The sequence below is a fragment of the Paracoccus sp. (in: a-proteobacteria) genome (assembly GCF_035556475.1).
In the GTDB taxonomy this organism is placed as follows: Bacteria; Pseudomonadota; Alphaproteobacteria; order Rhodobacterales; family Rhodobacteraceae; genus Paracoccus.
The window spans coordinates 1-10,308 of record NZ_DATMFA010000079.1 but is presented as its reverse complement, the minus strand read 5'-3'; the positions used below and the strand labels follow the sequence as shown (position 1 = coordinate 10,308).

13 protein-coding genes and 1 pseudogene are annotated in these 10,308 nt (G+C 64.9%); 8 read left to right on the top strand and 6 right to left on the bottom strand.

Translation table 11 applies throughout. The features are described 5' to 3' along the window. The 7 genes and pseudogenes from VNQ78_RS10210 to VNQ78_RS10180 all read left to right on the top strand — a co-directional run. The coding region (locus VNQ78_RS10210) for an electron transfer flavoprotein subunit alpha/FixB family protein (RefSeq protein WP_325689294.1) at positions 1 to 424 on the top strand (424 nt) is incomplete at its 5' end. Between the two features lie 292 nt (positions 425 to 716). After that, positions 717 to 979: pseudogene (locus VNQ78_RS10205) on the top strand (FAD-dependent oxidoreductase); the annotation flags it as partial. A 50-nt stretch (positions 980 to 1,029) separates the two neighbouring features. Then, complete coding sequence (locus VNQ78_RS21605; RefSeq protein ID WP_414694057.1) at positions 1,030 to 1,446, top strand: glycine cleavage T C-terminal barrel domain-containing protein; 417 nt, start codon at positions 1,030 to 1,032, stop codon at positions 1,444 to 1,446. Then, positions 1,395 to 1,835: a PPC domain-containing DNA-binding protein gene (locus tag VNQ78_RS10195; RefSeq protein WP_325689292.1), complete on the top strand. Its 441-nt coding sequence runs from the start codon at positions 1,395 to 1,397 to the stop codon at positions 1,833 to 1,835. Before VNQ78_RS21605 ends, VNQ78_RS10195 begins: the two co-directional genes overlap by 52 nt. A gap of 176 nt (positions 1,836 to 2,011) precedes the next feature. Beyond that, positions 2,012 to 2,467, top strand: a complete 456-nt coding sequence (locus VNQ78_RS10190) for a DUF1236 domain-containing protein (protein ID WP_325689291.1) — start codon at positions 2,012 to 2,014, stop codon at positions 2,465 to 2,467. A 195-nt stretch (positions 2,468 to 2,662) separates the two neighbouring features. Continuing rightward, on the top strand, positions 2,663 to 3,016 hold the full coding sequence (locus VNQ78_RS10185) for a cupin domain-containing protein (RefSeq protein WP_325689289.1): 354 nt from the start codon (positions 2,663 to 2,665) through the stop codon (positions 3,014 to 3,016). Between the two features lie 145 nt (positions 3,017 to 3,161). Beyond that, positions 3,162 to 4,889: a Na/Pi cotransporter family protein gene (locus VNQ78_RS10180; protein ID WP_325689287.1), complete on the top strand. Its 1,728-nt coding sequence runs from the start codon at positions 3,162 to 3,164 to the stop codon at positions 4,887 to 4,889. Positions 4,890 to 4,928: 39 nt separating this feature from the next. On the opposite strand, the gene VNQ78_RS10175 is transcribed toward VNQ78_RS10180, so the two are convergent. The 6 genes from VNQ78_RS10175 to VNQ78_RS10150 form a co-directional block, all read right to left on the bottom strand. Then, positions 4,929 to 5,285, bottom strand: coding sequence for a hypothetical protein (locus VNQ78_RS10175; protein ID WP_325689285.1), 357 nt, complete (start codon positions 5,283 to 5,285; stop codon positions 4,929 to 4,931). 48 nt (positions 5,286 to 5,333) lie between these two features. Further along, the gene (locus tag VNQ78_RS10170; RefSeq protein ID WP_325689283.1) at positions 5,334 to 5,615 is read right to left on the bottom strand and encodes a hypothetical protein; all 282 of its coding nucleotides are present in this window, start codon (positions 5,613 to 5,615) and stop codon (positions 5,334 to 5,336) included. A 217-nt stretch (positions 5,616 to 5,832) separates the two neighbouring features. After that, positions 5,833 to 6,648 (bottom strand): aminoglycoside phosphotransferase family protein, encoded by an 816-nt coding sequence (locus VNQ78_RS10165; RefSeq protein WP_325689281.1) that lies wholly within the window; start codon positions 6,646 to 6,648, stop codon positions 5,833 to 5,835. A gap of 142 nt (positions 6,649 to 6,790) precedes the next feature. Then, a complete protein-coding gene (locus VNQ78_RS10160) occupies positions 6,791 to 7,432 on the bottom strand; it encodes a zinc-binding dehydrogenase (protein ID WP_325689279.1) in 642 nt (213 codons plus the stop codon). A gap of 23 nt (positions 7,433 to 7,455) precedes the next feature. Then, on the bottom strand, positions 7,456 to 7,833 hold the full coding sequence (locus VNQ78_RS10155) for an alcohol dehydrogenase catalytic domain-containing protein (protein WP_325689277.1): 378 nt from the start codon (positions 7,831 to 7,833) through the stop codon (positions 7,456 to 7,458). A gap of 89 nt (positions 7,834 to 7,922) precedes the next feature. Continuing rightward, on the bottom strand, positions 7,923 to 9,104 hold the full coding sequence (locus VNQ78_RS10150) for an MFS transporter (RefSeq protein WP_325689275.1): 1,182 nt from the start codon (positions 9,102 to 9,104) through the stop codon (positions 7,923 to 7,925). A gap of 156 nt (positions 9,105 to 9,260) precedes the next feature. On the opposite strand from VNQ78_RS10150, the gene VNQ78_RS10145 reads away from it, so the two are divergent. Beyond that, positions 9,261 to 10,148: a LysR family transcriptional regulator gene (locus tag VNQ78_RS10145; RefSeq protein ID WP_325689273.1), complete on the top strand. Its 888-nt coding sequence runs from the start codon at positions 9,261 to 9,263 to the stop codon at positions 10,146 to 10,148. Positions 10,149 to 10,308 lie beyond the last annotated feature (160 nt).

Here is a 10,308-nt window from a genome sequence, read left to right as displayed (position 1 = left end):
GGCGGCGGACCCGGCGCTTTCCGCCTGGCTCTCGGACGAGGTTGCCGAAAGCGACCGCCCGGAACTGACCTCGGCCAAACGCGTGGTCTCGGGCGGCCGCGGCCTCGCCTCGAAAGAGAACTTCGCGATCATCGAGACGCTGGCCGACAAGCTCGGCGCCGCGGTCGGCGCCTCGCGCGCGGCGGTGGACAGTGGCTATGCCCCGAACGACTGGCAGGTTGGCCAGACCGGCAAGGTGGTGGCACCCGAGCTTTACGTCGCGGTCGGCATCTCCGGCGCGATCCAGCACCTTGCGGGGATGAAGGATTCGAAGGTCATCGTCGCCATCAACAAGGACGAGGAAGCCCCGATCTTCCAGATCGCCGACTATGGCCTCGTCGGAGACCTCTTCACCCTCGTCCCCGAACTCAGCGCCAAACTCTGAGCTTCTCTGTTCAACAAATACTCCGGGGGAGATCCCAAAGGGATCGGGGGCAGAGCCCCCGCACCCTCACGGAAAGCCTGAGCGTCGGCAAGGGCAACTCCTCGACAGGACCGCTTTCCTGCAAACCGATAGAGAGACGATCCGCCGCGCGCAGCACCAGCCCCTTTTTTGCGGCGCCCGAGCTGAGGAGCAGCGGAAAAAGCTGCTATTTCCCCCGGGCAGTCCGAAAGCTGGCCCAGGTTATGGACCGACGGTGTCATCTGGCCGCGTTTCACCTGGCTCAGCCAACCGTGCCTATGACAAGGAGGATTCCGGCAACATCCTGCTTGGCGCTTTCGAGGCCAACGCCAAGCCTTCGGGCGTCCCCGAGGATTTCGACCATTTCGAACCCATCCTCGAGAAGGCCGTGGCCCGAATGTCGCTGCCGGCCGAAGCGGGAATCCACATCTTCTTCAACGGCCCCGAGAGCTTCACCCCCGACGACCGCTATTACCTCGGCGAGGCCCCGGAATTGAGGGGGCTGCGGCGGGCTACAATTCCATCGGCATCGCCTCTTGGGCTTTGCGGTCAGGACCGGCAAGGGCGATTTCATCGGCCGCGCGTCGGTGCTGCGGAAGCGCAAGGCCGGGCTTACGCGCGGCCTCATCCAGTGCCGGCAGCATGATCCCGAACCGCTGCTGTTTCATCACGCGCCTGTCCTGCATGACGGCAAAATCGTCGGCTTCCCAACCTCGGGCAATTATGGCCACACACTGCGCGGTCTGGCTTGGCTATCTGCCGTGCCGGAGGGACGAGTCCACACCCAAGATCCTCGCGCCAGTCCCGTCCGCTCCGCAGAGGCCAGCCTGACCTCCTACGATCTCGGCTCCCTGCGGGTGCACGCCTGGCGATCGCTTCTGCACTGGGAAACAGTCCCGCCCCTCTGGGAACATCCTGATCCTCCGACCGTTCCCGCAGAGGAGGTGTTCATATGCAAACCAAGCTTCTGCACGATGCCGATGGCCAGAAGACCTATGCCCTGATCCTCGAGACCGGGGATGAGGTCATGGCCTCTCTTGGGCAGTTTGCCCGCCAACAGGGTCTTTCTGCGGCGAGTTTCAAGGCAATCGGCGCGTTCCAGTTGGCGACGCTGGCCTTTTTCGACTGGGCTTCCAAAACCTATCTGCCGATCGAGGTCGAGGAACAGACCGAGGTTGCCTCGCTGACCGGAGACATTGCCTCGGGCCCGGACGGCCAGCCCGCGATCCACGTCCACGCGGTCCTCGGGCGGCGCGACGGCAGCGCGCTGGCGGGCCATCTGCAGCGCGGTATGGTCAGGCCAACGCTCGAGATCATCCTGACCGAGTCGCCTCGTCATCTTCGCAAGCGATACGACCCCCTCTCGGGGCTGCCGCTGATCCGACCCGAATAATCCCGCAGGCGATCGGCGCGCCCCTCCTACGGATGGTCGGTCGACCAGAGCCGCCCGAACCGCGGTCGATGATCCGGGGCGTTCACGGGCGATTACGCCCGCTCACTAGCCGGTGACAACAGGAACATCCCTCGCCCTTCCGGGTTTTTCGTCCCACATTGAAAGGGAGAAGAACAATGAAGAACGTACTTGTCCTGACCTCCGCCGTCCTCGTCCTCGGGACCAGCGCGGGCGTCGCGCAGACCACGATCGTCACGCAGCCTCCTGCCCAGGCGACCCAGGTGCAGACGGACCCCGACACGACCGGAGGCGGCGCGGTTGGCGGCGCAACCACAGGTGCGGTTGCGGGCGGCATCGTTGGCGGTCCGGTTGGTGCCGCGGTCGGTGGCCTCGCCGGTGCCGTTGTCGGCGATGTGACCGAGGACGCCTCTGTCCCGCCGGAAACCCGCACCTATGTGCTGGAAAACAAGATCCAGTCCGTGACGCTGGACGACCTGTCAGTCGGCGCGGCCGTGCCAAGCAGCGTCCAGCTGCAGCAAATACCGGATTCGCAATACCAATATGTCTATGTGCAGGAGCAGCCGGTCATCGTCGAGCCGCAAACCCGCAAGATCATCTATGTCGTGCGGTAGGACGGCAGATCGGATTTCAGCTATCCGGTTCTGAAAGCAGCGCCGCGCTGCAAGAGGCGGCGCGTTCCCCTCCCCCGTTCCGGTCCCGCCGGGGCGGGGGTTTTGCGGGGTTATTTCCGATGGGCGGCGCGAAGCCACCCTGTCCCATGCCGCGAACCCTCTCTATGCTGCCCGCGGCAAAGCATGGGGGACAATATGGAAATCGTCGACGAAACCGACGTCCGAAAGGACGAACCCGTTCCGCATGGCCGCATCGGCATGTCCACGGCCTATCGCCTGACGGCAGAGGTTCCGCGACGCAGCATGGAGTTCCGGCGCAGGACATTGCATCCTGACGCCGCCATCGGCCTTCACCTCATCGACCACGACGAGGTCTATTATGTCCTGTCCGGCAAGGGCGAGGTCGAGGCGGACGGGCGCAGTTCGATCCTCGGCGCCGGCATGATGGCCTATCTTTATTCCGGCGAGACTGTCGGCATTCGACAATTGGGGGATGCCCCCCTCGACCTGATCGTTTCCTATCCCCTGCCGGGCCCTCTCGGGGATTGATCCGGGGCAGTCCTGCAGGGCTATGCCCCCTTGGCGGGCGTCCCTTGTCCGATCGAAGAGATCGCCTTGGCCACGCCGATAGTGCTTGCATAACGCTGAGCGGCGGCTTTCTTTTGCCAAAGAACCGGCCTCAAGCGTGACGATCATGCCCAACCTGATAGATGTCCTCGGTCAATTGATTGGTGGACTTGCCCTTTTCCTTTTTGGGCTGGAACTGATGTCCACAGGGCTGAAATCGGTCGCTGGCACGCGGATGCAGGCGCTCCTCGCGACGCTTACGGCAAGCAAGCTGCGTGGCGTTCTGGCGGGGGCCGGGGTCACGGCGCTCCTGAACTCATCGACGATCACCACCGTGCTGCTTGTCGGCTTCGTGTCGGCCGGTCTGATGACGCTTGCCCAGTCGATCCCGATGATCATGGGGGCCAATATCGGCTCGACGCTGACCGCGCAGCTCATCGCGTTCGACCTGTCGGGGCTCGCGCCATTCCTGATGGCGGTGGGCTTTACGCTCCATGCCTTTGCGCGGCGCGAAACGCTTCAGCAACTGGGCGGAATCGTGCTTGGCTTCGGCCTGCTGTTTCTCGGGATCGAAACGATGGGCGACGCGACAAGGCCATTGCGGACCTTTCAGCCCTTCATCGAGGCCATGTATAACCTCAGCCATCCGCTGCTGGGCATCCTGATCGGGGCGGCCTTCACGGCGATCGTCCAAAGCTCGGCCGCCACGCTCGCCATCGTCATCGCGCTGGCGGGCGAGGGGCTGATCCCGCTGGAGACAGCGATCGCACTGGTTCTCGGCGCCAATGTCGGCACCTGCGGCACCGCATTGCTGTCCGGGATCGGGAAATCGGCCGAGGCGGTGCAGGTCGCGGTGGTCCATCTGCTGTTCAACGTCCTTGGCGTGATCGCCTTCGCCCTCGTCATCCCGCAATTCGCCGATCTTGTGCGCTGGGTCTCGCCCTCGGCACCCGAACTCTCGGGCCTCGCCCAACTCGCGGCCGAGACGCCGCGGCAGGTCGCGAATGCCCATACGATCTTCAGCGTCACCAATACCGTCGTGCTGATCTGGTTCAGCGAGCCCTTGGCGCGGATCGCCCGCTGGATCGTTCCCTCCCGTCCCGGGCCCCATGCCGATACGTCCGGCACGCCGCGTTATCTCGACCCCAAGCTTCTCGACGTTCCCGCGCTGGGGATCGCCCGCGTCCAGCTTGAGCTGCTGCGCGTCGGGCGCGAAAACCTGAACCTCGTGCAGCATGGCGCGGAAGTCGCAACCGGCGCGCAAAAGCCCGATTCCAGAGGCCACGCGCTGCATGATGAGGAAGTGCCCGACCAGCTCTCGACCGCGATCCTCGAATATATCGGCCGGCTTTCCGAGGACACCCGGGACGAGCGGGAGGGCCAACAGATTGTCGATCTGGCGCAGATCGTCATGCGTCTGGAGGAGGTTCGAGAGGTGGCGGCGATCAACCTGAAGGCGGTGCGCGACCGCCAGCATGGTGCAATCGCCCATCCGGCCTATCTGCAAAGCGACACGAGCCTGCGCTTCATCGAGAAGGTGGTCGCCAATCTGGAACGCGCGATCCAGCTTGTCGGCCAGCCGGATGATGAGATCGCGAAGGCGATCATCGCCGACAAGCGCGAGACCGATACCCTTGCCGTATCCGCAAGCGAGCAGCTTATGGTCGGAACGCCGCTGCGCAGCCGCGAGGATGTTAGGAATTTTCGTCTGGCAAGCAACAGTATCGAACAGTTCAACGAAATCGCGCGGCTGTCGCGGGCGATTGCACGCTCGACCGGACGTCTCGACCCCGTGAAGGTCGGCAAGATCGACCTGCCCCCCGAACCCGGCCTTGGAGAACTCAAGACCGCGTAGGGGGGGCAAGCCAAGGCCACGCGCGGCGCGGCGACCGCCTCAGGACTGGCGGGCCACCATCTGGCTGGCGGTGCGCTGACGCCCCAGCCAGACCAGCGCCAGACCGACGGCCGCGGTCAATCCGCCCGCGACAGGAACAGCGGCATAGCCAAGCCCGCCCCAGACCAGCAGAGTGATGGCAGCGCCGACAGGGCTGCCCAGCAGCAGCGGCGAGGCGATCATCACCAACGAAAGCGTCGCAAGGAAGATCGCCGTCGCGCCGGCCAGCGACCAATCGGCATAGGCGCCGACCAGCAGCCCGGCGGAGGGGATCGGGACATTCACGCCCTCGGCGATCACCGGCAGCGGGCCTTCCTCGACCTCACGGCGCCAAGACTGCGAAGCTTTCTCGAACACAGCGCCCGGAACTGATGCCGTCCCCTCTCCCGCAAGGTAGAGAGCCGATCACTGCCGATGAATGCGCCCTTTCCGGCCTGACCAGGTCGGGTTATCCTGCCGCTCGACCCATGGCCCGGTCTCCACGCTGAGAAAATCGTCGCGGGCATAGCCATGCGCTTCCCAGTCGGCCAACATCTCTTCCGGCGGGCGCTGGGTTCGATAGGTCAGCCGATCCCCAAGCCAGACCGCAGTTTCCGCCTCGGATGGCGTGAGAACCGCGTTTTCGATGCCCCTGCGGACAGCCGTGCTGAGATCAAAGGCCGGGCCAAATGTGATCGAAATTCGCAAGTTGGCTCTTCCCTCCTGAGACCGTGAGCGCATGTGCGCCGGATACAAGCGTGGGGGCGGTTCGCCCCCGGCCGTTCACCTTCCGAGAGTAGCGATCATGCCGGGAAGTGTGAAGTTTGCAAGAGGGTGACGGAGAGCCTCGTCAGGCTCCGGCACGGCAGGCAGCCCGCTCCTGCGCAGTCCTTCGAGCTTGAAGGCCGTCGCCAGCCGCCACCCCTCAGCGGGCAAGTTCCGCGGCGGCAAGCGCGGCGATTGTCAGATCCACCTCGACCAGAGGATCAGCATCTTCAAGAAACCATGCCGCCGACAGCCCGGTCCATGCAAGGATCCATCGCAGCAGGCGGCGCCGCTCCATGCCCGCCGCCTCCGCCACCACCTCGAGGCGGCGATGAAAGCGCCCTGGCAATGTGGCGACCGGTCGGGTTGGATCGCTCAGGTCGGGATTGGTGAAGATATTCGCGAAATCAAAGCCCCGCTCGCCAATCAGACCATGCGGGTCGATGGCGAGCCAACCGCGCGGGCCAAAATCCATGACGTTCTCGTGGTGCAGATCGCCGTGGAGCACCACCTGCTCGACCGGATCGGCCAGCAGCGCATGTGCTGTCTCAAGGCTGAGCGCCAATATCCCCCCATGCGTCGCCGCGGCCGGCTCGAGTTCGCGAAACCACAGCGGCAGCGGGACCAGTTCGGGCGGCGGGTGTCCGGGTCTTTTCCGATGCAACCGGGCGGCGGTGGCGCAAAGGATGCGGCAGGCCTGATCATCCTCCCCGTTCCGGGCCATGTCCGCCAGAGACCCGCTTCCAGTCGCGCGCTGCATGAGGAGGGCCGCATCCTCTCGGGCCAGAACCTTTGCTGCCCCCTCTCCGTTCCACCATTCCATCAGCGCCGCCCCACGCTGCTGATCAGGGTTGGAGGACAGCTTCAGCATCGCCGGCCCGCTCTCCCCCCGCACAGGCAGAAGCCGGGCGGCGGGAGTGGCGATCGGCTCACCATCTGCGACCAGACTCCAACGCCGCAGATATGGTCCGAACATCCGTCTCTCCCGATTTGAAGCAGGCCTTCCGCGCCCTGCAATTCCGATATAGCGCCGCGAGGTTTGTTGCCGCCTGCATGAACAGCGAACTATGCGCCGGTTCGAGGGCAGAACCGCAAAATGGGCGGGACCGCCTCCGAACTCACATCGTGGCGATGTCCATGACGAAGCGGTACTTCACGTCGCCCTTGAGCATCCGCTCATAGGCGGGCTCGATCGCGTCAGCGCGGATCACCTCGATATCGGCGGTGATGCCGTGCCGGGCGCAGAAATCCAGCATCTCCTGGGTCTCGGGGATGCCGCCGATCATCGAGCCGGCGATGCCGCGCCGCTTCGCGATCAGATTGAAGACATTGGGCGAGGGATGGGGCGTGGCGGGCGCGCCCACCAGCGTCATCGTTCCGTCGCGCTTCAGCAGCGCAAGGAAAGCGTCCAGATCATGCGGGGCTGCGACCGTGTTGAGGATGAAATCGAGGCTCTTGGCATGGGCCGCCATCTCTTCGGCATTGCGCGAGACCACGACCTCATCCGCGCCAAGGCTCAGCGCATCGCGCCGCTTGCTTTCGGAGGTGGTGAAGGCCACGACATGGGCGCCCAAAGCATGGGCAAGCTTGATCCCCATATGCCCGAGCCCGCCGATGCCGACCACGCCGACCTTCTTGCCCGAACCGGCGCCCCAGTGGCGCAGCGGCGAATAGGTCGTGATCCCCGCGCAGAGCAGGGGGGCGACGGCGGCAAGCTGATCCTCGGGATGGGTGATCTTCAGGACATAGCGTTCATGCACCACGATCTCTTGCGAATAGCCGCCTAGGGTATGGCCGGGGCATCGGGCGTCGGCCCGTTATAGGTGCCGATCATACCGTCACAGTAATTTTCCAACCCCTCGGCGCATTCGGCGCAATGCTGGCAGCTGTCGACGATGCAGCCGACGCCGACCAGATCGCCGACCTTATGGGTGCCGACGTGATCGCCGACGGCGCTGACGCGGCCCACGATCTCGTGCCCCGGCACACAGGGATAAAGCGTCCCGGCCCATTCGGAGCGCGCCTGATGCAGGTCGGAATGGCAGATCCCGCAATAGAGGATCTCGATCTGCACATCATGCGCGCCCGGAGCGCGGCGGGTGATGTTCATTGGCGCAAGCGGCTTGTCGCTTGCCGGCGTGCCATAGGCTTTGACGACCATCGGTATCTCCTTTTCGGGTCGGGGACCGGCCGCGCGAATATTACAATGCGGCCGCAGGAATGAAAGCGTTGGGCGTCCTCCGCCCTGCGCTATCGCGCGCTCCTGTTGACGACGGCCGCGGCGGCAAGGGTTGCGCCAAGGAACAGGACCGCGCCAAGGGCGAAGGGGCTCCACCAGCCGGCGCTGTCGAAAAGCAGGCCTCCGGCAAAGGCCCCGAAGGTGATGGCGGACTGGATCAGCGCCACCTGCAGACCGCCTCCGGCCTCGAGGTCGTCGGGGATTACGCGGGTCATCCATGTTCCCCAGGCGACCGGGATCGGCGTGGTGCAGATGCCCCATAGCGCCAGCAGCACCGCCACCGCCCAAGCCGAGGGGCCAAGCAGGATCAGCAGCAGCGGGATCACCGTCAGGGCCGCCGGCATCCCGATCAGAACCGGCGCGAGATGCCGGCGCAGGATCAGCCCCGCGAGCCAGGTTCCGATCAGGCCGAATATCCCCAGGATCAGCAGGAAGGCGGAAAGGCTGTTCACCTCCAGCCCGGTCACGCGTTCGAGGAAGGGGCGCAGATAGGTGACGACGGCGAACTGCCCCATGAAGGCCAGCGCCGTCGCGGTCATGCCAAGGGTCAAGACCGGGTTGCGCAGCAGACCCGCCATGTCGCGGACCGCGACCGGACGCTCGGCCGGCATCCGCGGCAGGACCGCGAGTTGCCAGAGCATCGCTGCCAGCCCGACCGGAATCACCGCCGAAAAGGCCCCGCGCCAGCCGATCAGCCCGCCGAGGAAACTGCCCAGCGGTGCCGCGATCACCGTGGCCAGCGCCGCTCCGCCCTGCAAGGTGGCGATGGCTTTGGGCAGGTCGCGGGCGGGGACGATACGGGCAAGGATTGCAGCCGAAAGCGACCAGAACCCGCCGATCGAAACCCCGATCAGCGCCCGGCCGACCATGAAGACCAGATAGTTCGGCGCCAAAGTCACCGCGATCCCCGAGACGACGAGGATGCCGGTGTGAAAGAGAACCACCGAGCGGCGGTCGAACCGCGACAGCAGCGCATTGCCGAACAGCGCGGTCAGAACTGCGAACAGTCCCGAGACCGAGATCGCCTGCCCGGCCTGTCCCTCGGAGATCGAGAGTTGGAGGGCGATGGGGGTAAGCAGGCTGACGGGCACGAACTCGGATGCGATCAGAACGAAGGTCAGCAGCGAAAGGCAGATTACCGCGCCCCAGGGATTGCGGGAGGCAGGCGCGGCAAGGTCGAAAGTATGGGCCACGGGCGAAAATTCCGGTGCTTGTGAGGGATTGTGAAATTGACCGATTGCCCAAGCGGCGAACGGCACCGGCGGAAGATAGCCTCTTGGCTTTTCCGGGTTTAGACGGTGCAATCTAAATAGACTTATCTATTTTCGACATAAGTGAGGGGTGACGCCATGGACAGAAAGGACCTGACCAGCATGCTCTGGTTCGTGGCCGTCGCCGAGGAGGCAAGCTTCACCCGCGCGGCCGCGCGGCTCGGCACCTCGCAATCGACACTGAGCCATACGGTCAAGCAGCTTGAGGCCCGGCTGGGCCTGCGCCTTCTGAACCGCACCACCCGCAGCGTCATGCCGACCGAAGCGGGCGAGCGTCTGCTGCAAACCCTCGCGCCCCGCCTGCGCGAGATCGAGGCGGATGTCGACAGCCTGATGGCCTTTCGCGACAAGCCCTCGGGTTCGGTGCGGCTCACGCTGTCGGATCACGCGCTGAACTGGATCGTCTGGCCAAAGCTCAAGCCGGTGCTGCGCGAATATCCCGATATCCATGTCGAGTTCAGCATCGACAGCGGCTTCCGCAACATCGTCGAGGAGCGTTTCGATGCGGGGGTCCGGCTGGGCGAAAGCGTCGACAAGGACATGATCGCGGTGCGCATCGGGCCGGACTGGCGGCTGGTGGCGGTGGCCTCGCCTGACTATCTGGCTACCCGAGCGGTGCCGGTGTCGCCGCAGGATCTGGTGCACCACCACTGCATCAACCACCGCCAAACCAGCTCCGGCGGCCTCTACGCATGGGAGTTCGAGAGGGACGGGCGCGAGATCAGGGTCCGGGTCGAGGGGCAACTGACCTTCAACAGCGCGCTCGCCATGGTCGATGCGGCGCTGAGCGGGCTGGGGATCGCTTATGTGCCGGAAAATCTGGTGGCCGATCTGGTGGCGGCGGGCAAGCTGGTGCAGGTGTTGGACGATTGGTCGCCGATGTTTCCGGGCTATTATCTCTACTATCCAACGCGCCGGCAGAACTCGCCCGCATTCGCAATCGTCATCGATGCCTTGCGGAAATAGCTGGGATTCCGATCGAACGCTCCTGCGCAACCGGGGGGTGTTCACCGGCCATGCGGCTCCCGGTCCTCGGTGCGCCCGGTCACGTCCCTCCCAGACAGGCCATGACGAAATCGGCGCGCGCCTCTATCCCGGCAAGCGGCAGCTCGACGATCTGATAGCC

What these genes read in the sequence shown, in the direction of transcription:
- VNQ78_RS10195 (WP_325689292.1), top strand. Translation starts at nt 1,395, where the DNA reads ATGCAAACCAAGCTTCTGCACGATGCCGATGGCCAGAAGACCTATGCC.
- VNQ78_RS10190 (WP_325689291.1), top strand. Translation starts at nt 2,012, where the DNA reads ATGAAGAACGTACTTGTCCTGACCTCCGCCGTCCTCGTCCTCGGGACC.
- VNQ78_RS10185 (WP_325689289.1), top strand. Translation starts at nt 2,663, where the DNA reads ATGGAAATCGTCGACGAAACCGACGTCCGAAAGGACGAACCCGTTCCG.
- VNQ78_RS10180 (WP_325689287.1), top strand. Translation starts at nt 3,162, where the DNA reads ATGCCCAACCTGATAGATGTCCTCGGTCAATTGATTGGTGGACTTGCC.
- VNQ78_RS10165 (WP_325689281.1), bottom strand. Translation starts at nt 6,648, where the DNA reads ATGTTCGGACCATATCTGCGGCGTTGGAGTCTGGTCGCAGATGGTGAG.
- VNQ78_RS10155 (WP_325689277.1), bottom strand. Translation starts at nt 7,833, where the DNA reads ATGGTCGTCAAAGCCTATGGCACGCCGGCAAGCGACAAGCCGCTTGCG.
- VNQ78_RS10145 (WP_325689273.1), top strand. Translation starts at nt 9,261, where the DNA reads ATGGACAGAAAGGACCTGACCAGCATGCTCTGGTTCGTGGCCGTCGCC.